We start from the raw sequence: 22,614 nt of genomic DNA on the forward strand, positions 1-22,614 counted from the left end.
GCTCCTGCGTTACTCTACCTCCAGCATCTGACCGCCATGGAGGGTGGGAATGTCTTATTTTTTATGGAAAAAATAGACCATGCCGTCGTATTTTGAAAGCATCTAACGAAGCATAAAGGACTTTGAACCCCGCCAGAATGGAGTCTCTCAGGTATTCCATTTCTGTGTTACATCGATTTAAAAGGGAACAACCATTTCTACATCAATGTGCCTTGAATTGAAAAACCTGAGAGACTCTGAACTGACCAGATATTTAATGAGATTGGTATAAGAATGATAGCTATGAAAGGAAGAAAGGAATTAAAAATCGTGTATCAATGAAGCAAAAAAAAGGAGCCGAGGCTCCTTTTATCAACTAATCAGCGACCATTAACGAGTGCGAGGGCATACTTCATCAGCGCTGAAGAAATAAGCAATTTCACGTGCTGCTGATTCAACGGCATCAGAACCGTGAACAGCATTTTCATCGATGCTTGCAGCGTAGTCAGCACGTAAAGTGCCACGAGCTGCTTCTGCAGGATTAGTTGCACCCATGATTTCGCGGTTAGCTAGAACAGCATTTTCGCCTTCTAATACTTGAACCATTACTGGACCAGAAGTCATGAAAGAAACTAAAGCACCAAAGAAAGGGCGTGCGCTGTGTTCAGCGTAGAAACCTTCTGCTTGTTCTTTAGAAAGGTGAACCATTTTAGAAGCGATGATCTTAAGACCCGCTGTTTCAAAACGATTGTAAATAGCACCGATGTGGTTTTTAGCAACTGCATCTGGCTTGATAATAGAGAATGTGCGTTCGATCGCCATAACTAGCTTCCTTAATGTGAGCAAGTTTAAAAAATTCGCGCGGATTATACGTAATTTGAGCACATATTCCTAGCCTTATCCGCACTCGCCAGTATATTTCATCATTTAATTGCGTCATATTTATTAATATGGCGTAATTTATGCTTTATTATTTGAGTGAAGATAGACCTTATTACCTAAGGCCTCGTTGTAACAGTATTACCTATAGACTTTTCAATGAAGCATATAATGGCGTCTGCTACGTCCTTTTGAGTCGCCTTTTCAATACCTTCTAAACCAGGAGATGAGTTTACTTCCATTACCACAGGGCCATGATTGGAGCGCAATAGATCAACCCCAGCAATGTTTAATCCCATTGTTTTAGCGGCGCGAAGAGCGACAGAGCGCTCCTGTGGAGTTAACTTAACCAATGTTGCACTACCACCACGGTGTAAGTTAGAGCGGAATTCACCGGGTTTAGCTTGACGTTTCATCGCAGCAATCACTTTATCACCCAGCACAAAACAGCGAATATCGGCACCTTGTGCTTCAGCAATATATTCTTGCACCATAATGTTGGCTTTAAGTCCCATAAAGGCTTCAAGTACGCTCTCTGCCGCTTTTCGAGTTTCAGCTAATACAACGCCTATACCTTGAGTACCTTCTAACAACTTAACCACTAATGGCGCACCGCCAACCATATCAATCAGGTCAGGAATATCGCTGGGTTTATTAGCAAAACCAGTTACAGGTAAACCAATGCCTTGTCGTGACAAAAGCTGCATTGAACGTAACTTGTCTCGAGAACGCGCAATCCCAATTGAGCCATTAACTGCATATACACCCATCATTTCAAATTGGCGTAATACAGCTGAACCATAAAACGTCACAGATGCGCCAATTCGTGGGATCACCGCATCAAATAGACCTAAGTCTTTACCCGCCATATGGATGCTCGGTTTGGTCATATTGATATTCATGTAACACTTTAATGGGTTGATAACCTTTATTTCATGTCCTCGTGCGACGGCTGCGTCAACTAAACGCCGAGTAGAATATAATTGCGGGCCTTGAGACAGTATTGCAATGCGCACAGAGCGCTCCAACAAGAAATTTTGCGCATCATACGCTGAGTGTTGTTAAAATCAATAGCGGTAATGAGCCGAGATAAAAAAAGAGCCAATATTTATAATTGACTCTTCATTGTGGTAACAAATACTGGACAAACAAACGACGCTAGCCTTCGCTCACCATATTTACGGTGTATTTAGGAATATCAATCACCATATCACAATCGACCACTTTAGCTTGACAAGATAAACGACTTTCAGGCTCAAGCCCCCATGCTTTATCAAGCATATCGTCTTCTAATTCATCGCTTTCTTCAAGCTGATTAAAACCTTCGCGTACAACTACATGGCATGTGGTACAAGCACACGATTTTTCGCATGCATGCTCAATATGGATACCATTGCGTAGTGCAACGTCTAAAATAGTTTCACCAACTTCTGCCTCAAGCACTGCGCCGTCAGGACAAAGATCTTGGTGGGGTAAAAATACTAACTGTGGCATTATTTCACCTATATGTTTTCGACCGACAGCCCTTTTAGCGCCGCTCTAATAGAATTATCCATGCGTCTAGACGCAAAATCTTGAGTTTGAGCATCGAGATTAGCAATGGCTTTTTCAATAGCATCAATATTATCTTCTTTGGCCGTTGCATCTAGTTCACCTAAAGCGACCATTAATTGTTGACGTTCTGACTCGTCAAGTAAATCAGAATCCTTTGCCAATGCGGCATTAAGAGACTCAATAACACGTGCAGCTTCCACTTTTTGCTCAGCTAACATGCGACGGCTAATATCATCTTTGGCATGTTTCATCGAATCTTTAAGCATGGTGGCAATTTCAGTATCAGACAAACCAAATGAAGGCTTAACCTGAATTGATGTTTTCACCTCGGTAGATTTTTCCATTGCTGTCACACTTAATAGCCCATCAGCATCAACCTGAAAGGTCACTCTAATGTGCGCAGCACCCGCAGCAAGGGGGGGTATACCGTGTAACGTAAAGCGCGCTAACGAACGACAATCTTCGACAAGTTCTCGCTCACCCTGCACCACATGAAATGCCATTGCAGTCTGACCATCTTTAAAAGTGGTAAACTCTTGGGCTCGGGCAACTGGAATTGTAGTGTTGCGAGTCACCACTTTTTCAACCAAACCACCCATGGTTTCAACGCCAAGCGATAACGGAATAACATCAAGTAATAACAAATCTGATTCAGGCTTATTACCCACTAGAATATCGGCTTGAATCGCAGCACCAATAGCAACAACACGATCAGGATCAATTGATGTCAGTGGCACCTTTTTAAAGAAAGCTTCGACTTGTTCACGCACTAACGGCACCCGAGTTGAGCCACCCACCATAACCGTTTCGATGACTTCATCGACACTCACGCCAGCATCACGCAATGTCCGTCGACAACTGCCAATTGTCTTTTTGACCAACGGGGCAACCAATTGATTAAACAACTCTTTGTCAACTAACGTTGTGAGCGATTGACTATCAACAACGACACTCGCTTCAACACTGTCATTGTCAGTTAGCGCTTCTTTCACTCTGCGAGCTTCAATTAATAACTGACGTGTTAACTGACTACTCGGTTCAGTGATTTGCCATTCGTGCTGTAAATGACTCACCAATAGGTGGTCAAAGTCATCACCGCCTAATGCAGAGTCTCCACCAGTTGCCAGCACTTCAAATACACCGCGGTTTAAACGTAAAACAGAAATATCAAAGGTTCCACCGCCTAAATCGTAAATGGCAATCACACCTTCTTGCTTTGAATCTAATCCATATGCAATCGCTGCTGCTGTAGGTTCATTTAGTAAACGCAGCACTTTTACGCCTAATAACTCAGCAGCATCTTTGGTGCCTTGACGCTGCGCATCATCGAAGTATGCTGGCACTGTAATAACAATGCCTTGTAACTCACCACCTAAAGTCTTTTCTGCTCGAGCAATTAACGGTTTTAAAATTTCGGCGGATACTTGAACTGGATTAACTTGTCCCATCGGAGTACTAAAAACAGGCAATCCGTTTTCACTAGCGTGTAAGGCATAAGGTAATTTATGTATTCCTGTTTGTACATCTGCCAAGCTACGGCCCATAAAACGTTTAACCGAAACAATGGTATTTTGCGGATCAAGTGCTGATTTTGCTTGTGCGTCATAACCGACTTCGATTTGCGAATCACCATAATGAACAATCGACGGCAGAGAGTGGCGGCCGTCATCATCAGCTAAAGTCGATGCAAGTCCACTTCTGACTGTAGCCACCAGAGAGTTAGTGGTGCCAAGATCGATACCCACAGCCAAACGGTGCTGGTGTGGTGCGGCGCTTTGGCCAGGTTCTGCAATTTGCAACAGTGCCATAGTGTTCCAACTTGTTGTGTTATCGATTAGTCGAGCTAACCATAAAAGTTTACATTTATGTCTATTTAGTCAAGCAAGCTGTCTTCTATACGAGCCAACTCATCTTGTAATTTTGCCATAAACTTCAGTTTACGAATTTGATCTGCCGCTAATAATGCATCCGCTTTGTCTTCACTCGCTAATAACGATGTTAACTTTTTGGTCAACGTGGATTCAAATTCTGCAAATGAATCGTACAGTTCATCAATTAATGACTGCGGATCGCTATTGTGCTGTATATCTTCAAGCGCTTCACGCCATTCCATTTGTTGCATCAAAAATGCACCATCTTTCAATGTTGTGGTTTCATGGCTTAATTCAATACCGCGTAAACTCAATATGTGTTCAGCGCGGCGCAAGGGATTTTTGAGTGTTTGATAACCATCATTAACTTGTGCAGTTCGCTGAACAGATAGTAGCTTTTGTTGTTCGGTATCATTAGCGAATTTATCGGGATGGACCGCCCGTTGCAGCTCGCGATAGCGCTCTGCAAGTAAGGCGGTGTCGATATCAAAGGCAGGTACTACATTAAACAGATCGAAATAATTCATGGGCAGATATCATGCTTACTGTTTGCTATAAAACGGCTCAATAAGGTGAGTAGTGATTAAACGGTGAAACTCTCACCACAACCACATTCACCCTTTGCGTTAGGGTTATTGAACTGAAAACCTTCATTAAGGCCTTCTTTTACGAAATCAAGTTCAATTCCTTGCAAATAAATAAAGCTTTTTGCATCGATAATGATATTCACACCATCAATATTATACACTTCATCATCGTCATTGAGCTCGTCGACAAACTCAATGACGTATGCCATACCTGAACAACCTGATGTTCTCAAACCAAGGCGCAAACCTAGGCCTTTACCACGATTGGCAAGAAACGATCTAACGCGATCAGCCGCTGCGGTGGTCATTGAAATAGCCATCTTAACTCCAGGTATTACTTAACTTGTTTACTTTTATACTCTTCAATTGCTGCTTTAATGGCATCTTCAGCCAAAATGGAACAATGAATTTTAACAGGTGGTAATGCAAGTTCTTCTGCAATGTCAGCATTTTTAATCGTTGCAGCTTCATCTACGCTTTTACCTTTAACCCACTCAGTTACAAGTGAGCTGGAGGCAATTGCACTACCACAACCATAAGTTTTGAATTTTGCATCTTCAATAATGCCGTCAGCACCAATTTTAAGTTGCAACTTCATTACGTCACCACAAGCGGGGGCGCCAACCATACCGGTTACTACGGATGGATCATTTTTATCAAATGAACCTACGTTACGTGGGTTTTCATAATGGTCGATTACTTTTTCGCTATAAGCCATGATACTGCTCCAAATTCTGTGTCGTTATCCGTTTAGGATTAATGGTAAACACTCAATTTAACGTTATTAAATTAATGATGTGCCCATTGAACTTCGTTCAAGTCGATACCATCTTTGAACATCTCCCATAATGGAGACATTTCACGCAACTTATCGATAGATTCTGTTATCGTTATGATAGCGTGGTCAATTTCTTCATCGGTAGTAAAACGCCCGATAGAAAAGCGAATAGAGCTATGTGCCATTTCATCATTTAAACCTAAAGCTCGTAATACATAGCTTGGCTCTAAACTTGCTGAAGTACACGCGGAACCGGATGAAACGGCCAAATCTTTTAAGGCCATCATTAACGATTCACCTTCAACAAAATTGAAACTCACGTTAAAAATACCGCTATAGCGCTGTTCCATATCACCATTGATATAGGTTTCTTCAATTTGCTTAATACCGTTCCACAATTTGTCGCGTAAACGAGTTATACGCGCGCCGTCTTCAGCCATGTCTTGCTTAGCAATCGCAGCGGCTTCACCTAAACCAACAATCTGATGTGTTGCCAATGTGCCACTGCGCATACCACGTTCGTGTCCACCACCGTGCATTTGTGCTTCAAGACGAATACGTGGCTTACGACGAACATATAATGCGCCAATACCTTTTGGTCCATACATTTTATGGCCAGAAATCGAAATCAAATCGACTTTAGTGGTTTGTACGTCAAGCGGTATTTTACCTGCACTTTGTGCAGCATCCATGTGGAAGAATATCCCCTTTGAACGACATAACTCACCAATTGCATTGATATCCTGAATAACACCAATTTCATTGTTAACATGCATAATGCTAACGAGAATAGTATCGTCGCGCATTGCGGCTTCTAAACGCTCCATTGGGATAATGCCATTAGCATCAGGAACAAGGTAAGTGACTTCATAACCTTCGCGTTCTAACTGACGGCACGTGTCTAAGGTTGCCTTGTGCTCAGTTTTACAGGTAATAATATGCTTGCCCTTTTTATGATAAAAATGGGCAATGCCTTTAATTGCAAGGTTACTTGATTCTGTTGCACCTGAAGTAAAGACGATTTCACGATGATCAGCATTAATTAAGTCGGCAACTTGATTTCGGGCAACATCAACCGCCTCTTCAGCTTGCCAACCATAACGATGTGAACGCGATGCTGGATTACCAAACACACCGTCCATTGTCATGTGTTGCATCATTTTTTCTGCGACACGCGGATCTACAGGGGTTGTTGCGGCATAATCTAAATAGATAGGAAGCTTCATAACACACTCCGTACTTAGCAGTCTCAGATGAGTCTACATACAACGTACAAATAATAATTATATAAAATCAACATAGTTGAGTTATAAACTCACTCTATGTTCCTTTTGTATTTCGTCTTGCTTTAGCGAGATAAATTGAACGTCTCGCTTTTGCATTAAACCTGCAAGCGAAATACCATCTAAAAAATCAGAAATTTGTTTACTTAGGTCACCCCATAACGAATGGGTTAGGCAACGAGTACCACTTTGGCAGTTACCTTGTCCTTGACAACGAGTGGCATCTACAGATTCATCAACGGCATGCACGACCATGCCTACTGAGATATCGACAGCATCCAAGCCTAAACGGTAACCGCCGCCGGGTCCACGGACACTCGACACTAGACCGTCTTTACGTAACTTTGCGAAGAGTTGTTCAAGATAAGACAAAGAGATACCTTGTCTTTCAGAAATATCGGCTAAGGGCACTGGACCAGTAGCTGAGTGAATAGCAACATCCAACATAGCTGTCACTGCATAGCGACCTTTTGATGTAAGTTTCATAACTTGTACTGCTCCCAAAAAGTATGCAGTAATTTGACCATAACCTAGTAAATTAGTCAAGTATTAATCCTACTAAAACACTCAAGTATTATGGTATTCCTTATCACAAAAGGGCTATATTTTCGCAGAGGGTATTTAACCTTTTTCTCTCGTAAGATTCAATGCCGATAAAGTAATTAATCACTATATCGGCTATTTTTTTGATTTGAATCTACAATGGCTTCGCGTTTCTAAATACTCGGGTCAAACTTATCGATCTCTTGTTTACGATTCGTAGCAGCTTCTCGGGAGGCATCATCGAATGCATCAACGTTCAATTCGGGCAATTTATCAGTACACACTTCACCGCCCATCTGCTGGATCACTTTGCACAATTCTTGTACTTTTGAATCCATTAAATGCATGTGGTCAAGCATTTGCCCAATCGCATTGGCGACAGGATCTGGATTATCTGGCGACACCGCATATGCATCAAAGCCATATTTTTTCGCCATTTCAGTGCGACGTTCAGTTTTCTCTTTTGACTGGTTGGTTGGCGTTGACACTACTCGTCCTGGAATTCCCACCACAGTATGATCACTTGCCACATCTTTAACCACCACCGAGTTTGACCCCACTCGTGCACCATCATGCATCGTAATAGGGCCCAATATTTTAGCGCCAGCGCCTATCACCACATTATTACCTAAGGTTGGATGTCGTTTACCCGCTTGCCACGTCGTCCCGCCCAAAGTAACACTATGGTAAAGGGTGCAGTCATCACCAATCTCAGCAGTTTCACCAATAACAACGCCCATACCATGATCAATAAAAAAGCGTCGTCCGATGGTTGCTCCAGGATGTATTTCCACCCCTGTTAACCAACGAGAAAATGTCGACAAACAGCGAGCAGTAAAACGCCAGTTGGCAAGCCAAAGTTTATGACTAATGCGGTGGATCCAAATTGCGTGCATACCGGGATAATTAAACAATATCTCTATAGTACTGTTTGCAGCAGGATCACGATGATAAATCGATTCTATGTCTTCTTTTAACCTAGCGATGACGGCCATGATGTGTTCCTTGCTATTTAATCTTGTTTATCCATTTTCTTGTCAATGGAAGTCAAAATACCACGAAGAATATTCATCTCTTGCGCTTCAATACGTGCACGAGTATACAAACGACGAAGTTTAGTCATAACTTGTCCTGGATGGTTTTTAATCACAAACCCCGTCTTAGACAAAGTTGACTCTAAATGGATAAAAAACCTTTCTAAATCAACGGTTAAAGGATATTCATCGGCGACGACTGGAGTCTCCGTTTGTGCTAAGTGTGCGACTCTCGTTTCATAACAGATAATCTGCACTGCTTGTGCAAGGTTTAATGAACTGTATTCAGGATTTGCAGGAATCGCGACATGATAAGTGCACTTTTGTAACTCTTCATTACTTAAACCATGATTTTCACGGCCAAAAACAATCGCAACAGGCCCATTTAAGCTTTCTTGAGTCAATTTTTGACCCGCTTCACGAGGTTCAAGCATCGGCCAATCGAGTGTGCGGCTACGTGCACTTGTGGCTATCACTAAACTACAATCAGCAATTGCCTCTTCTAATGAATCTACCCGAGTCAAGTTTTTAAGAATATCAGATGCACCAGCAGCCAGCGCTATCGATTGTCCATCTGGTTCAGCTCTTGGCTCTGCAAGATATAAATTAGATAACCCCATGGTTTTCATTGCTCTAGCAGTAGAGCCAATATTACCAGGGTGAGAAGTTCCAACTAAAACAACACGAATATTACTGAGCATGTACGACTTTCTTTTAACAAAAAATATTGCCCATATATTAACACAGTCGTTGTTTATTACGTTATATGAAAATCTGCATTTGATATAATCGTCAAATTAAGTATAATGCGGGCGCTATTTTACTCGTTCTTTAACATCCAGGGGATTGCAATGCATCCGATGCTGACTATTGCCACGCGCGCTGCACGCGCTGCGGGCCAAACTATTATGCGCGCCTATACTGAACTTGACCGTGTTGAGGTAAGCAGTAAAGGTATTAATGATTTTGTGACTAGTGTAGACAAGGAAGCAGAAGCAACTATTACTTATCAAATTCGTAAATCTTACCCAGACCATACCATCATAGGTGAGGAAGACGGTGAAAACCGCGGTGATAACAAAGATTACGTTTGGATAGTAGATCCTTTGGATGGCACTAACAACTTCGTACGTGGTATTCCTCACTTTGCTGTTTCAATCGCAGTGCAATATAAAGGCAAAATTGAAGTTGCCGTTATTTATGATCCTGTCCGCGAGGAGTTATTCTCTGCTGTTCGTGGCAAAGGCGCTAAGCTTAACGATTTCCGTATGCGTGTGACTAATGTAAATGACCTTAGTAACACCATGATTGGCACAGGTTTTCCGTTTAAAGCTCGTCAACACACCGACACCTACATGGCTATTTTAGCTGAAGTATTTCCTTTATGTGCCGATCTCCGTCGTGGTGGTTCTGCAGCGTTAGATTTAGCTTATGTTGCTGCAGGACGTTTAGATGGCTTCTTTGAAATTGGCTTAAAACCGTGGGACATTGCTGCAGGCGACTTAATTTGTCGTGAGGCTGGCGGTACGGTTACAGATTTCATGGGGGCTCATAACTATATGACTTCTGGTAATATTGTGGCAGGTAGCCCAAAAGTTACTACTCAATTAGTTAAAACAATGCGCCCATTACTTAATGAAGGCTTAAAACGTTAATCGTTTGTCTTTATTACAATATGCTAAATGTTAACCGTTGATAATAACCGCTAAAATATCGTTTTAGCGGTTATTTTATTTCTGTCACATGAGTTAGCTGTCCTTACTTCTTGGTTTTTATCCCCCTGATTAACTGGCTGATATTTCATTATCACCTCAGACCGTCATCCCAATTCTATTAATAAGCCATGATATATCTTACAAAATAGAACGACAGTTCTGGGAAAATATCCAAAAGTCGTGAATAATAGTTTTTTATTTGAATGATGAAGATGACTATGCGACGACTGCGAGATTTGAGCCTAAAATCCTTAAAAAGTATTGAACACTTGGTACTGTTTATTATCGCACTGGCAACATTATTTGCTATTGGTGAAGAAATTTTTCATATCATTGTTATTCGCACTGTAGAACTGGCCGATTTACTCTTACTGTTTATCTACCTTGAAGTATTAGCAATGGTCGTTAACTATATAGAGTCTGGTAAACTACCTATCCGAATGCCACTGTATATTGCAATTGTGGCCTTAGCTCGATACTTAATTTTAGACATGAAGGGTATGGATGATTGGCGTATTTTAGCCATTTCACTTTCTACAATACTCCTAGCAAGCACCGTTATTGTGATCCGTTGGGGCCAATTGAAAATGCCTTATCCCAAAAGCCAAGACTACGATAATTAATGATTATATATGACACAAGATGGGCTAATGTGACTAAATGAGATGTATTGTCATACTTGAGTATTGCTTTACTGAGCAGGTATGCTAGTAATTAGGGTTAATTATACTGCCAAATTAGCCATTTCAAGGAGAAATAAAATGGTTCAAGAGCCAAAAAAATTTGAAGAAAAGCGCGGTTCTTTTCGTGTAGACATGGAAGCTGAACAAATACGCTTAGATTGGATTAACGCACAAGGTCTATCATGTAAAGAGCATGCAACCTGCATCGACTTAGCAAGTAAAGGCGTATTGTTTAACTTTAAAGCCCCTTTTAAAATGGGTGATTTGATTGCCTTAACCTTTAATGAGAATACCGATAAGCAAAATATTATTAAAGGTCAAGTGTGCCGCTGCACTGAAGATTCACCCAATAATTACCTTATTGCATTACAGCTTATTTGAGCATTTATACCGCATAAGCCTGCAACTTGTTCCCCGACAGGACCAAGCTTCTGAAATAAATAGTATTCAACTTTACGGAACCATCCGTAAAGTTTTTGGGTACGGTTACACGTTTTGTTGAGCTACGGTCATTGATGGTTGTTAACATAACCGAAAAGGTTAGTGACTCAATATTAGTTAAGAATCCAAATAAAATTAACCCATTGTGATATAGCGCTCTTAATCACTTAACAAATGTTAGTTTCACGTTTGCATTAACCCCACCAGCATTTCTCAAGTAGGTTAGCTAACCAAAGCCAATAAAATTACCATACCGCGCAAATTCATTGATAAGCCTTATGACACACTGAAATAGCGATATTGAGTAAGTCGTCACGTTACCGCTACGTCATTTCGCATAATATCATTCAGTTACTCTAAATTAGCTAGCAAAGTCTACTTCGATGACCTTGTTATACGTTAATTTTTAGCCTTATAGCGCAGACATTGTGAGACCTCATGTCACTAATACTATTGCTTACTCAACAAATGTGCGTGTATTTAGTTATTGTCTATTTAGTCAGTAAAACCCCATTATTTAAGTTATTTGCAGAGAGTTCCAAACGTTTACCCCATAAAATATTCATTTATATCTTTTTTTCTAGTTTTTGCATCATGGCAACCTATTTCGGTGAGCAAACTACAGGTGCAATAGCGAATACTCGCGCTATGGGCGCCGTGTTAGGGGGATTGTTAGGCGGCCCTGTGACCGGTTTTCTTGTTGGATTAACTGGTGGGATACACCGCTACTCAATGGGTGGATTTACCGACGTTGCCTGTGCAATATCAACCACTCTCGAAGGTTTATCTGCAGGCTTAGTAAGTCATTACCTTAAAAAAGTTGGCAGATCAGAATCTGTATATCAGCCATCGCGCGTATTTGTTATCACTTTCTCCGCCGAGTTACTGCAAATGAGCCTCATTTTATTGATGGCAAAACCGTTTGATCAAGCTTGGGCTTTGGTTTATGTCATCGCCCCCCCCATGCTTCTAATTAATTCATTAGGAGCGGCTATGTTTATGAGTATTGTGCGCGATCAAAAAGCCATGTTTGATAAATTGTCATCTAGCTTCTCAACCAAAGCATTAAAAATCGCAGAGAGGAGCGTAGGGTTACTGTCTAAAGGGTTCGATTTCGAGTCGAGTAAGCAAGTTGCCCAAATTGTCATAGAAGAAACCCAAGTTGGTGCCGTAGCAATAACAGATAGACATAAACTACTCGCTTTTATTGGTATTGGAGCAGATCATCATCTCCCAGATACACCTATTTCATCTCAAATCACCTTAGATGCTATTGCGCAGAATACAGTGATGTTCGCCGACGGCGTAGACACCACTTATGCTTGCTCAATTTCCAAAAACTGTAATTTAGGTTCAAGCCTCGTTATTCCACTGCGCAGTAACGATGGCGTGGTAGGTACAATTAAGCTATACGAGCCCAAAAATAAGTTGTTTTTAAACATTAATCGCACTTTGGGTGAAGGGATTGCAAGGCTATTGTCTAACCAAATTTTATTTGGTCGATTTGAACAACAAAAAAGTTTACTCATGCAGGCCGAAATCAAATTATTACAAGCTCAAGTGAACCCACATTTTTTGTTTAACGCGCTCAATACTATCAGTGCAATAATAAGCCGTGATCCGCAAATGTCTAAAAAGCTATTACAGCAATTATCCCAATTTTTACGAATAAACCTCACTCGCACCACAGGGCTTGTGACCCTAGCCGACGAATTAGAGCATATTGACGCATACCTCGCTATCGAACGCGCTCGCTTTATCGACAAATTACAGGTGAACATTAATATTCCACAAATTTACCATCATCACAGAATGCCCGCATTCACATTACAACCATTGATTGAAAATGCCGTAAAACATGGCACGTCACATATGCTTGAAGCCGGCGTGATTGATGTTAGAGCAACAACCGAGGGTGATGATTTATTACTTAGCGTGACAGACAACGCCGGATTATATCAACCGTCAAAAAACACCGAAGGCTTAGGAATGAACTTAGTGCATAAACGAGTACAAAATTTATTTGGAGAGCAATACGGTATTGAAATAGAAAGCCAAGCGGATGAATTTACGAGTATACGCGTACGCCTACCGTTAGAGGGAAAAGCATCATGATTTCATGCTTAATTATTGACGATGAACCTTTTGCACGCCAAGAGATAGCCGATTTACTCGACAAACAATCTGACATCACTTTACTAGGACAATGCAGTAATGCCATTGACGGCTTGCAACAAATTAATCATTTAAAACCAGATCTTATATTTGTTGATATTCAAATGCCACGAATCAATGGTATGGAACTGATTGCCATGCTCAACCCCGATCAAATGCCAAGAGCCGTATTTGTTACCGCTTTTGACGAGTATGCAGTAAAAGCATTTGATAACAATGCATTCGATTACTTACTTAAGCCCATAGACGAAAAGCGTTTTAACAAAACCCTCGAAAGAGTACGTGTCAATATGGACCCACAACCAATGACGCAAATCTTGCCGACTCAATTAGCTCACTTACCTTGTTACTGCGGCAACAAACTCAAAGTCGTGGCAACTACAGATGTTGAATTTATTGTCAGTGATGTTGGAGGCATTCATGTATATTCAAATAAAGGAGTCAACCATACTCAATTAACACTGAGGGTGTTAGAGCAAAAAACCACTTTATTTCGTTGTCATAAACAATATCTACTGGCAACCAATGCCATTTCTGAAATTGAAATCACAGACACAGGGGCCGAAGTTACAACCCACAGTGGTGCTAAGGTGCCTGTGTCACGTCGATATCTGAAAGAATTAAAACTGTTACTTGGATTTCAATAAAACACGCTCAAAAACTCGTGTGATATCGGCCACATTTATACGGTAAGAAAACCGCTCACATTAACTATTTACCGCTTACCTAACACTTTTAACCTGTCACAAGATTAGCCCCAAATTTACGACTTCGATGCTTTAAAGTAGTAATACTAAAAAATGGGGAGATAAAAAATGACTTGGTTTCTACTCTGTGTTGGTTTACTCATCGGCGGTTACTTTATTTATGGGGCCTTTGTCGAAAAAGTATTCGGCATTAATACCCAAAGACAAACACCCGCTTTCACACAAACTGATGGTGTCGACTTTGTGCCGATGTCTAAAGGAAAAGTATATTTAATTCAGTTACTCAACATTGCTGGAGTCGGACCAATTTTCGGTCCTATTTTGGGTGCTCTATATGGCCCAGCAGCCATGTTATGGATTGTCATAGGTTGTATTTTTGCGGGGGCCGTTCATGATTACTTCTCAGGCATGTTATCGGTACGCAATAACGGTCAATCAGTGCCTAATTTAGCAGGGAAATATTTAGGCAAAAACGCTAAGCACTTTATGAACTTGTTTGCCATTATCTTACTTTTGTTGGTTGGCGTGGTATTTATTTCCGCACCTGCGGGCTTACTAAGTAAACTCACAGGTTTCGATGTCACCATCTTTGTTGGCATTATTTTTGTTTATTATTTAATCGCCACCATCGTTCCAATTGATAAAATTATTGGTCGTTTATATCCCTTCTTTGGCGCATTACTCGTATTTATGTCACTCGGCCTGATTATCGCATTGGCATTGTCAAACGAACATACCATGTTGCCTGGTTTTGTAATGGGTGACTTCTTTAGTAACTTAAACCCAAATGACATGCCATTATGGCCAGCCTTGTTTATTACAATTGCTTGTGGTGCCATTTCGGGTTTCCATGCAACACAATCACCATTGATGGCTCGTTGTGTTGAAAATGAATCAAATGGCCGCTTTGTCTTTTTTGGTGCAATGATTGGTGAAGGTATTATTGCACTGATTTGGTGTGCTATCGCATTATCATTTTTTGGTGGTGTAGAAGGATTAAATGCAGGAATGGCTGGCAACCCTGCCAATGTTGTTTATGAAGCATCTAATGGACTATTAGGCGTATTCGGTGGCTTTTTAGCTATATTGGGGGTCATTGTCTTACCTATCACATCTGGCGATACCGCATTTCGTTCAGCACGCTTGATCTTAGCAGAGTTTTTTAACATTAAACAAATCGAGTTACCAAAACGTTTGATGTTAGCACTGCCCTTGTTTGCAATCGGTGCCGTATTGACCCAAGTTGATTTTGGCATTATCTGGCGTTACTTTGGCGTAGCCAACCAAACCACTGCTGTATTAATGTTATGGACAGCAGCCGCTTACTTACTTCGCCATAATAAATTCCATTGGATTTGTACTGTGCCGGCAATGTTTATGACCTGTGTTGTAATTAGCTTTATGTTGAACTCATCAACTTTAGGTGCAGGCTTACCAATGGTCGTGTCTACCCTTGCCGGATTGACCACTACCATAATTATTGCAGCAATGATTATCATCAAAACCAAAGGTAAAGGTGACATTGATACTGATGATGAAGACAAAGTTGAATTAGCCAACGAACTTTAATCATTTATGTTAAAGAAAAATCGGCAGCGTTGGCTGCCGATTTTGTGTTGATATCACTTTGGCGGTAATATGGGTATAATATTGACAAACTTACTTAGCTCACACGGTCCATGACACAAGCAAACAATCCACTTCACGGCATAAAATTGGAAACAATCGTTACCGAACTCGTTGAAAAGTACGGTTGGGAAGAATTAGGGGCCAGAATAAACATTAAGTGCTTCAAAGAAAACCCGAGTGTGAAATCAAGCTTGAAATTTTTGCGTAAAACGCCTTGGGCGCGTGACAAAGTTGAATATTTGTACCTTAAAGCCAACAAATTACCATTACCGCCACCAAAAGATGACTCACGCAGACCCGCGCAACATGCCGTCAAAACAATACCGGAAGCTAACGTAAAAATCAGCGATAAACCAAGTAAACCGATTAACGCCGACATATGGGGTAAGGGTTAACACATTAGGTTTAATGCCGCATTGTATTGTTGTAACACCAACAAATCAGTGCGGTTAACAAGCTGGTTTATTCAAAAAGTGGCTTAATGCTTAGAGTGGAAATTCAAAGATTAACCGCCACACTTTTAATCCACCACCCACTTGATAACTTATCCCCAAATGATCAATTTCGACACTATCTAAGCCGATTGCAGAAAAATTAATGGGTTTAGAAAACGCCAGAGAAGCGCCAAGTTCATAAGTGTAAGAAGTGAGTACATCTTTACCTACAGGAGTCACAAACTTAAGTTGATTAAAATACCAATGCCCTGCAACAAACATCCGTGGTTCTACTCGAATACCATCCCATTGCCAGTCATAATTCACCCCAAAATCGACACCACTTTTTAACACAGAGTAGCCTTCTGTACTGTCATTTTGATTACTTTGATAACCAGCATAATAGAGTCGATTAACCCATATAGGACGATAATCTGCGGAACCAAAACGATATAAAGTAGACACTCCAGTAGAAAAAATTCCCACATGGCTATGAGTTGAAAAATTATGTCCGTATCCCAAGTCAACATAGGTTTCGACAGTTAACTTATCATCCACCAACCAATGGTATTCAATGCCTGGTGTTAAGGTTAGCGTACCAACATTTTTTGGAAAACTGCCACCCGGTAAGTCATTAAATGAATAGTCAAAAAAGCCAAACGAGGCAGTAAAGCGCAACATCCATATGTGAGCATCAGACTTATCTAGTTCAAAACCTAATGGCACATTCAGTACTGCAGCACTTTGGCCCGAAGTACGATAAATGCCGCTGCCTAAATAATTAGCGAAAGCATAGTGTGAAGCATCGGGTTCAGAAGTGAGCTCGTCGGCAACAGCAAGATGAATAATGCAGTTTGAGGTGATAAAGCCAATACCAAGCAATACGATTGTTCGATAACGAATATATAAGTAACGACACGATGACACTCTCAAAAGCCGATTTCCCTGCTCTTGTTTCATCAACATGTCGTTACATTTTCGTCATATTATTCATCGTGAAAATGATATTCAGACATCATATGACCTAATTCTGTTGACTTGGTTTTTAGATAAGATTCGTTATAACGATTTTTCCCAACTTGCAGCGGAATACGTTCAACAACTTCAATGCCAACATGTTGCATTGCCATCACTTTACGCGGATTATTGGTCATTAACTTCACTTTAGTCACACCAATTTTCTCTAACATCGGTAAAATCATGTCGTATTTACGCATATCGGCTTCAAACCCTAATTGCAAATTAGCTTCTACGGTATTGGCGCCCGCATCTTGTAGCTCGTAAGCACGAATTTTATTAAGTAAGCCAATGCCACGCCCTTCTTGACGTAAGTACAATAAAAAACCTTGACCTTTTTCAGCAATACTTTGCATTGCTGCTTGTAATTGAAAACCACAATCACAACGTAAACTAAATAATGCATCGCCAGTCAAACATTCTGAATGAATGCGACCGAGCATGGGTTGAGTGGGATCCAGTTGACCAAATGTCAACGCAACGTGCTCTTTACCTGTGGCGGTTTCTTCGAAACCGTGCATAGCAAAAACACCCCAAGGAGTGGGTAACTTAGATGTTGCGATATATTTTACCGACATGAATTAACCTTACGACGACTAACTGTAAAAGAAAATATTAGAACTTTGCAGGAGCAAAACCGGTGACTTCTTTTATGCCCATTTCACGGCCTAATGCCGTTAAAGGATGCACAACAACCAAACCTTTAACCGATTTATTTAATTTACCCATGTCAGCTTGCTCAGTTTTAGACAGCGCACGATTAAACCCTAACGCTTTTAACGCTGAACCTTCTTGGCTTAACTGACGAGTGTGCTGACCTTTAATACTCGCTATGCGCTTCGTCACAGTAGCCACTTCTTTTTTAAACTGCATGACAACCGCGGCATCACCACGCTGTTCAGCCGCAGCTAACTTGCGACGAAACTTGTCTAATTTATCATTCAATGTTTGCAGTTCTTGCTTTAAATTCATTTGATTACCTTAAATGCTTTGGTGTGTTTAGTGAATTATTACGCCAATGCGTTTATCACAACACCGTTTCGGAGGCAGATTATATACCCAAAACCACCAAAGATGCGAATAGCAAACGCTTCATATCTAATGTACTCGTAAAGTTTTTCGTGCCAAACAAACAATCCAAGTATCATCACATTATATCAAACAATCAACACGAGCTAACAATGCTCCTCACACATTAATGGCATCAATGTGTGTTTATTCACAGTACTGACAAATAGCGTCGCTATTTATACGATCAATTCTTGTTGTGGCCATGCTTAAACCTTGCTCATATTGGTTGTTTTATCCGCTATCAATTGTCACCTTCCCATTTCTCGTCACATTTACCTCTAACCTCTGTTGCAATACTTATGATAATCATTATCATTCGCATAAATATTTTTTCAAGGTGCCTATTATGAAGTTGCTACGTTTATCTCTACTTGCTATCGCTTGCCAAAATGTACTCTTTCCGGTTTTGGCATATGCACAAACCCCCACTAGCCAAACTGAGGTTACAGCCCTATCGCCAAGTAAGGTTTCAGATACATCATCCCCTGCTAGCTACGAGCGTATTACGGTATACGGCAGACAAAACCAAGTCGTGATGAACTCGGGTTTAGCAACAAAATCAGATATGTCACTAATGGAAACTCCCGCTGCAGTGGTGATTGTTGATGAAGCATTAATTGATGCACAAGGTATCACCAACATGCAAGACCTCGTACGTAATATCAGTGGAGTGACTCAAGCTGGTAATAATTACGGTATCGGTGACAATTTAGTGGTGCGTGGCTTAGGTGCTAATTACACATACGATGGTATGTATGGTGGGGCGGGGTTAGGCAATACCTTTAATCCAACTCGTTCATTAACCAACGTTAGTTCAATTGAAGTACTAAAAGGGCCTGCAACAGGTCTTTATGGTATGGGTAGCGCTGGCGGCGTAATTAACCTTATTGAAAAAAAACCACAATTTAACAGTAAACAATTATTTGAAGCTGAAGTTGGCCAATGGGATACCTATTCTTTTATGGCTGATTCTACTGGCGGAATAACTGATGATTTGGCTTATCGCCTCGTCGCTAAAACAGCCAATAGTACCGGATATCGAGATCTTGGTACCGACCGAGATGAAATATATGGCTCGCTTAAATATGTGTTAAGTGAAAATCAAAACATCATGCTTTCGACTGCCTATATTAAAGATGCTATCCCCGTTGACTCAATCGGCCATCCAATTCGTATCTATAATGCTGCTTCTGTAGACGGTAAAACGGCGGGAGAAGTAAGCTGGCTAGATTTAGTCAACGATCCTGCCAGTAGAGGTATACAACTTACAGACGAACAACGTCAACAATTAACAGACTCGTTAAGCGCTAACGATGGCTTGACACCCTACGAGTTTGGCCATAATGGCCTTATTTCACCGATGGCGAAAGACAATGAAGGTGAAGAATTACGTTTTAAGTTAAGTCATAACGTGTTTTTAACCGATAATTTATTTCTAAATCAACAACTGCAATACCGCAACTATGAGACCAGTTTTGCTCGTCAGACAGGGGCTTATAACTATGTTTACTGGCAACGAGGAAGCGTAATTAACGCTGACCCACGCGCACCTTTAGTTGAAGACGGCACAATATATCCTTATGCAGCCCGCCGTCAGGAATACCGTAAAGTCTCGGCAGATGAAAAATCATGGCAATATTTTGCAGATCTACGATTCGACTTTGACATTGGCAATATCAGTAACGAATTACTGGTTAACGCCAACTTTGAAGACCGTGAAATTCGTTTTAAACAATTCTCTATTTGGGATGCGGACTATGTATTAAAAGATAGCCATGGGGATATTTCATATCAAGGTTCACTGCCGTACATTTATGACATCCGTAACCCAAATTGGGGCGAAGGCGAATTTGAAGATTACGATCCTCTGTTAACCAGTAACTACAACAAGTCTGTTACTGCTTGGGGCTTGGGTTTACAGCATGTCGGTTATTTAGGTGGCGGATTCACCAGCCGTATTGGTGTTGCTTTTAACGAGATCAAACAAACTTACGAACATTTGGGCGTTGATGCGCGATACCGAAGTAGCCAAGCAGAGCCTCAGCCAGAAGCCGATACCACAGATAACGGTGTAACCTACAATTTGGGCTTAACCTATATGCCTACTGATGATATCTCTATTTTCATCAACCACTCTAAAGGTCGTACAGCATACAGTGTGCTAGGTGATGTAACAGGTAACGAATCGGATCGTGAAGACTCGCAATCGATCAGTAATGATCTAGGTATTCGTGCCAAAGCATTTGATGACCAACTACTTGCATCTGTTGTTTTCTTCAAAACATCACGTACCAATGTGGCATACAGTAATCCTAAATACGAAAGCAGCGAAGCAACACCAGATATCTTCCCGTATTTTTACAATGGCAGCGAAGACACTAAAGGGGTGGAACTGGATCTTAATGCATTTTTAAGTGACCAATGGAAAGTCAATGTTAACGCGGTTTACCAAGACGCTAGGGACAATCAAAACCCAAATAGTAGTGATTATGGCCAACGTCAAAAAGGTGTACCTTATGTTACTGCAGGCGCTTGGGTAACCTACGCAGCAGAATTTAGCTTACCAGCACCGGTGTCAATCAGTCTTGGGGCTAAATATGTCGATGACCGCAGCACACATTCTAGCTCATTTGGTATCCCAGATGGTTACGTTCCAAGCTATACCGTCATCGATTCTGCAATCAGCTATGATGTTGAAAACTACAAAATTCAATTAAACATTAACAACTTGTTTAATGAAACCTATTACGATAAAGCCATGTTCTTAGGCGGATTACCCGGAGAAGAACGTAACGCAAAGTTAACACTAACTTATCGTATTTAATGTAATATTAGCTTTTTTGCTCTAAACTGAATGTTTAATGATGGAAAGCACTGCCTTTGGGTAGTGCTTTTTCATGTTGATTATTAAGGATATTTGACTATCGACAAAACATGTAGGATAAACGACACATCAATTCAATAGGTTATCTTAGGACGCTATTTCATGGCTCATACCATTTTCACCCCATACACCTTGAACAATGGTGCAATTATTCCCAATAGATTAGTTAAAGCCGCAATGGAAGAAAACCTTGCCAATGCCCAGCAACAGCCAGGCAACGCATTGTTCACTTTATATGATGCTTGGGCAAAAGGCGGTATTGGATTAATGATAACTGGCAACGTAATGATTGATCCCTTAGCAATGACGGGACCCGGCGGCGTGGTATTAGGATCAGGCAGCACACTTGATCCCTTTATTAAATGGGCCAAAACGGCTAAGCAACATAACGCTAGAATATGGATGCAAATTAATCATCCTGGTCGCCAAGTGTTTAAAGCAATGGGAGGTAAAAATATCGCTCCTCAGCCAAAGCACTTGATTTAGGTAAACACTCTTCAATGTTTTCTCAACCTAAAGCAATGACCAACACAGACATAGCCGAAGTTATTCAACAGTTTGTCACCACGGCACAATTAGCTCAACAATCGGGGTTTGATGGAGTACAAATACATGCCGCACATGGATATTTGCTAGCACAGTTTTTATCACCATTGACGAATCTACGCGACGATGAATGGGGTGGGAGCCTCGATAATCGTGCCAAGCTACTACTCGAAGTGGTTAACCAAGTTAGGCTTAAGTGTGGTGCAAATTTCGACATCGCTGTGAAACTTAATTCTGCTGATTTTCAACGCGGAGGGTTCGATATCGACGATGCCGAAAAAGTCATTACTATGCTGGCGCAATATCAAGTGGAAATGGTGGAATTATCAGGCGGCAGTTATGAAGCTCCAGCGATGCAAGGTCGCAGTGCTGATGCACGTACCCTAGCCCGCGAAGCCTACTTTTTAACCTTAACAACACAACTGGTCCAACGCAGTCCAATTCCATTAATGCTAACAGGAGGTATTTATCGCTTGTCAGTTGCCGAGCAAGTGATCGATGCAGGTTTTGCATTATGTGGTATTGCCAGCGCCCTCGCATTTTACCCCGATTTAGCCAGTAAGTGGCAAGCGCAACCTGAGTTTGTGCCAACTATTCCCACGGTAAAATGGCAAAGCAAACCCTTGGCAGGTTTAGCAACCATGGCCATCATTAAACGCCAACTTCGCCGCATCAGCCAAGGTAAGCAGCCACACACGACAGATTCACCATTGTGGAGTTTATTGGTTGATCAATTTAAAACCAAACTGCGCACCAAACGTTATCGCCGTAGTTTGGGTATCACTCATCATTAACATGCTAACA

At 41.1% G+C, this 22,614-nt stretch carries 22 protein-coding genes and 1 pseudogene; 9 read left to right on the plus strand and 14 right to left on the minus strand.

Translation table 11 applies throughout. The features are described 5' to 3' along the window. Window positions 1–369: 369 nt before the first annotated feature. The 11 genes from ndk to trmJ form a co-directional block, all read right to left on the minus strand. A complete protein-coding gene (gene ndk / locus ACWXWT_RS10465; RefSeq protein ID WP_456041531.1) occupies window positions 370–801 on the minus strand; it encodes a nucleoside-diphosphate kinase in 432 nt (143 codons plus the stop codon). A gap of 176 nt (window positions 802–977) precedes the next feature. Continuing rightward, window positions 978–1,874 (minus strand): 30S ribosomal protein S6--L-glutamate ligase, encoded by an 897-nt coding sequence (gene rimK, locus ACWXWT_RS10470; protein WP_456041532.1) that lies wholly within the window; start codon window positions 1,872–1,874, stop codon window positions 978–980. 142 nt (window positions 1,875–2,016) lie between these two features. Further along, window positions 2,017–2,352 carry an ISC system 2Fe-2S type ferredoxin gene (gene fdx / locus ACWXWT_RS10475; protein ID WP_456041533.1) on the minus strand — a complete coding sequence of 112 codons (336 nt, stop codon included), beginning with the start codon at window positions 2,350–2,352 and terminating at the stop codon, window positions 2,017–2,019. Window positions 2,353–2,360: 8 nt separating this feature from the next. Further along, window positions 2,361–4,220: a Fe-S protein assembly chaperone HscA gene (gene hscA, locus ACWXWT_RS10480; protein ID WP_456041534.1), complete on the minus strand. Its 1,860-nt coding sequence runs from the start codon at window positions 4,218–4,220 to the stop codon at window positions 2,361–2,363. Between the two features lie 65 nt (window positions 4,221–4,285). Next, the gene (hscB, locus tag ACWXWT_RS10485) at window positions 4,286–4,810 is read right to left on the minus strand and encodes a co-chaperone HscB (RefSeq protein ID WP_456041535.1); all 525 of its coding nucleotides are present in this window, start codon (window positions 4,808–4,810) and stop codon (window positions 4,286–4,288) included. A gap of 56 nt (window positions 4,811–4,866) precedes the next feature. Beyond that, window positions 4,867–5,190, minus strand: a complete 324-nt coding sequence (gene iscA, locus ACWXWT_RS10490) for an iron-sulfur cluster assembly protein IscA (protein WP_456041536.1) — start codon at window positions 5,188–5,190, stop codon at window positions 4,867–4,869. 14 nt (window positions 5,191–5,204) lie between these two features. After that, on the minus strand, window positions 5,205–5,588 hold the full coding sequence (gene iscU, locus ACWXWT_RS10495; RefSeq protein ID WP_456041537.1) for a Fe-S cluster assembly scaffold IscU: 384 nt from the start codon (window positions 5,586–5,588) through the stop codon (window positions 5,205–5,207). Between the two features lie 71 nt (window positions 5,589–5,659). Then, the gene (locus ACWXWT_RS10500; RefSeq protein WP_456041538.1) at window positions 5,660–6,874 is read right to left on the minus strand and encodes an IscS subfamily cysteine desulfurase; all 1,215 of its coding nucleotides are present in this window, start codon (window positions 6,872–6,874) and stop codon (window positions 5,660–5,662) included. 81 nt (window positions 6,875–6,955) lie between these two features. Further along, on the minus strand, window positions 6,956–7,417 hold the full coding sequence (iscR, locus tag ACWXWT_RS10505) for a Fe-S cluster assembly transcriptional regulator IscR (RefSeq protein WP_456041559.1): 462 nt from the start codon (window positions 7,415–7,417) through the stop codon (window positions 6,956–6,958). 230 nt (window positions 7,418–7,647) lie between these two features. Next, window positions 7,648–8,469 carry a serine O-acetyltransferase gene (gene cysE, locus ACWXWT_RS10510; RefSeq protein WP_456041539.1) on the minus strand — a complete coding sequence of 274 codons (822 nt, stop codon included), beginning with the start codon at window positions 8,467–8,469 and terminating at the stop codon, window positions 7,648–7,650. A 17-nt stretch (window positions 8,470–8,486) separates the two neighbouring features. Then, on the minus strand, window positions 8,487–9,209 hold the full coding sequence (trmJ, locus tag ACWXWT_RS10515) for a tRNA (cytosine(32)/uridine(32)-2'-O)-methyltransferase TrmJ (RefSeq protein ID WP_456041540.1): 723 nt from the start codon (window positions 9,207–9,209) through the stop codon (window positions 8,487–8,489). 150 nt (window positions 9,210–9,359) lie between these two features. Here trmJ and suhB point away from each other — a divergent pair, with 150 nt between their 5' ends. The 7 genes from suhB to ACWXWT_RS10550 all read left to right on the plus strand — a co-directional run bounded on the left by suhB (window position 9,360) and on the right by ACWXWT_RS10550 (window position 16,253). Beyond that, a complete protein-coding gene (gene suhB, locus ACWXWT_RS10520) occupies window positions 9,360–10,163 on the plus strand; it encodes an inositol-1-monophosphatase (RefSeq protein WP_456041541.1) in 804 nt (267 codons plus the stop codon). Window positions 10,164–10,441: 278 nt separating this feature from the next. Continuing rightward, window positions 10,442–10,846: a phosphate-starvation-inducible protein PsiE gene (locus tag ACWXWT_RS10525; protein WP_456041542.1), complete on the plus strand. Its 405-nt coding sequence runs from the start codon at window positions 10,442–10,444 to the stop codon at window positions 10,844–10,846. A 138-nt stretch (window positions 10,847–10,984) separates the two neighbouring features. Further along, on the plus strand, window positions 10,985–11,287 hold the full coding sequence (locus ACWXWT_RS10530; protein ID WP_456041543.1) for a PilZ domain-containing protein: 303 nt from the start codon (window positions 10,985–10,987) through the stop codon (window positions 11,285–11,287). A 498-nt stretch (window positions 11,288–11,785) separates the two neighbouring features. Continuing rightward, window positions 11,786–13,462 (plus strand): LytS/YhcK type 5TM receptor domain-containing protein, encoded by a 1,677-nt coding sequence (locus ACWXWT_RS10535; protein WP_456041544.1) that lies wholly within the window; start codon window positions 11,786–11,788, stop codon window positions 13,460–13,462. Continuing rightward, window positions 13,459–14,169, plus strand: coding sequence for a two-component system response regulator BtsR (gene btsR, locus ACWXWT_RS10540; RefSeq protein ID WP_456041545.1), 711 nt, complete (start codon window positions 13,459–13,461; stop codon window positions 14,167–14,169). Before ACWXWT_RS10535 ends, btsR begins: the two co-directional genes overlap by 4 nt. Before the next feature lie 168 nt (window positions 14,170–14,337). Next, the gene (locus tag ACWXWT_RS10545) at window positions 14,338–15,798 is read left to right on the plus strand and encodes a carbon starvation CstA family protein (RefSeq protein ID WP_456041546.1); all 1,461 of its coding nucleotides are present in this window, start codon (window positions 14,338–14,340) and stop codon (window positions 15,796–15,798) included. A gap of 110 nt (window positions 15,799–15,908) precedes the next feature. After that, a complete protein-coding gene (locus ACWXWT_RS10550; protein WP_456041547.1) occupies window positions 15,909–16,253 on the plus strand; it encodes a VF530 family protein in 345 nt (114 codons plus the stop codon). Between the two features lie 90 nt (window positions 16,254–16,343). Here ACWXWT_RS10550 and ACWXWT_RS10555 read toward each other — a convergent pair whose 3' ends face one another. Genes ACWXWT_RS10555 through ACWXWT_RS10565 form a run of 3 tightly spaced genes read right to left on the minus strand, consistent with a single transcriptional unit; the run spans window position 16,344 to window position 18,281 of the window. Beyond that, window positions 16,344–17,252 carry a hypothetical protein gene (locus ACWXWT_RS10555; RefSeq protein ID WP_456041548.1) on the minus strand — a complete coding sequence of 303 codons (909 nt, stop codon included), beginning with the start codon at window positions 17,250–17,252 and terminating at the stop codon, window positions 16,344–16,346. A 26-nt stretch (window positions 17,253–17,278) separates the two neighbouring features. Continuing rightward, entirely contained in the window at window positions 17,279–17,887 is a 609-nt protein-coding gene (gene ribA / locus ACWXWT_RS10560; RefSeq protein ID WP_456041549.1) for a GTP cyclohydrolase II, read from the minus strand. A 37-nt stretch (window positions 17,888–17,924) separates the two neighbouring features. Beyond that, window positions 17,925–18,281, minus strand: coding sequence for a YibL family ribosome-associated protein (locus tag ACWXWT_RS10565; protein ID WP_456041550.1), 357 nt, complete (start codon window positions 18,279–18,281; stop codon window positions 17,925–17,927). A gap of 445 nt (window positions 18,282–18,726) precedes the next feature. On the opposite strand from ACWXWT_RS10565, the gene ACWXWT_RS10570 reads away from it, so the two are divergent. After that, window positions 18,727–21,204, plus strand: coding sequence for a TonB-dependent receptor (locus tag ACWXWT_RS10570; protein WP_456041551.1), 2,478 nt, complete (start codon window positions 18,727–18,729; stop codon window positions 21,202–21,204). A 162-nt stretch (window positions 21,205–21,366) separates the two neighbouring features. Further along, window positions 21,367–22,604 (plus strand): annotated as a pseudogene (locus ACWXWT_RS10575) (NADH:flavin oxidoreductase/NADH oxidase family protein). Window positions 22,605–22,614 lie beyond the last annotated feature (10 nt).

The sequence above is a fragment of the Shewanella sp. A22 genome (genome assembly GCF_053850585.1).

Excerpts from the sequence above, each read along its gene's own strand:
- ACWXWT_RS10525 (WP_456041542.1), top strand. The coding sequence starts at position 10,442 with ATGCGACGACTGCGAGATTTGAGCCTAAAATCCTTAAAAAGTATTGAA.
- trmJ (WP_456041540.1), bottom strand. The coding sequence starts at position 9,209 with ATGCTCAGTAATATTCGTGTTGTTTTAGTTGGAACTTCTCACCCTGGT.
- ACWXWT_RS10535 (WP_456041544.1), top strand. The coding sequence starts at position 11,786 with ATGTCACTAATACTATTGCTTACTCAACAAATGTGCGTGTATTTAGTT.
- ribA (WP_456041549.1), bottom strand. The coding sequence starts at position 17,887 with ATGTCGGTAAAATATATCGCAACATCTAAGTTACCCACTCCTTGGGGT.
- ACWXWT_RS10565 (WP_456041550.1), bottom strand. The coding sequence starts at position 18,281 with ATGAATTTAAAGCAAGAACTGCAAACATTGAATGATAAATTAGACAAG.
- ACWXWT_RS10550 (WP_456041547.1), top strand. The coding sequence starts at position 15,909 with ATGACACAAGCAAACAATCCACTTCACGGCATAAAATTGGAAACAATC.
- btsR (WP_456041545.1), top strand. The coding sequence starts at position 13,459 with ATGATTTCATGCTTAATTATTGACGATGAACCTTTTGCACGCCAAGAG.
- ACWXWT_RS10545 (WP_456041546.1), top strand. The coding sequence starts at position 14,338 with ATGACTTGGTTTCTACTCTGTGTTGGTTTACTCATCGGCGGTTACTTT.
- iscA (WP_456041536.1), bottom strand. The coding sequence starts at position 5,190 with ATGGCTATTTCAATGACCACCGCAGCGGCTGATCGCGTTAGATCGTTT.
- iscU (WP_456041537.1), bottom strand. The coding sequence starts at position 5,588 with ATGGCTTATAGCGAAAAAGTAATCGACCATTATGAAAACCCACGTAAC.
- iscR (WP_456041559.1), bottom strand. The coding sequence starts at position 7,417 with ATGAAACTTACATCAAAAGGTCGCTATGCAGTGACAGCTATGTTGGAT.
- ACWXWT_RS10570 (WP_456041551.1), top strand. The coding sequence starts at position 18,727 with ATGAAGTTGCTACGTTTATCTCTACTTGCTATCGCTTGCCAAAATGTA.
- ACWXWT_RS10555 (WP_456041548.1), bottom strand. The coding sequence starts at position 17,252 with ATGAAACAAGAGCAGGGAAATCGGCTTTTGAGAGTGTCATCGTGTCGT.
- cysE (WP_456041539.1), bottom strand. The coding sequence starts at position 8,469 with ATGGCCGTCATCGCTAGGTTAAAAGAAGACATAGAATCGATTTATCAT.
- hscA (WP_456041534.1), bottom strand. The coding sequence starts at position 4,220 with ATGGCACTGTTGCAAATTGCAGAACCTGGCCAAAGCGCCGCACCACAC.
- ACWXWT_RS10530 (WP_456041543.1), top strand. The coding sequence starts at position 10,985 with ATGGTTCAAGAGCCAAAAAAATTTGAAGAAAAGCGCGGTTCTTTTCGT.
- suhB (WP_456041541.1), top strand. The coding sequence starts at position 9,360 with ATGCATCCGATGCTGACTATTGCCACGCGCGCTGCACGCGCTGCGGGC.
- fdx (WP_456041533.1), bottom strand. The coding sequence starts at position 2,352 with ATGCCACAGTTAGTATTTTTACCCCACCAAGATCTTTGTCCTGACGGC.
- hscB (WP_456041535.1), bottom strand. The coding sequence starts at position 4,810 with ATGAATTATTTCGATCTGTTTAATGTAGTACCTGCCTTTGATATCGAC.
- ndk (WP_456041531.1), bottom strand. The coding sequence starts at position 801 with ATGGCGATCGAACGCACATTCTCTATTATCAAGCCAGATGCAGTTGCT.
- ACWXWT_RS10500 (WP_456041538.1), bottom strand. The coding sequence starts at position 6,874 with ATGAAGCTTCCTATCTATTTAGATTATGCCGCAACAACCCCTGTAGAT.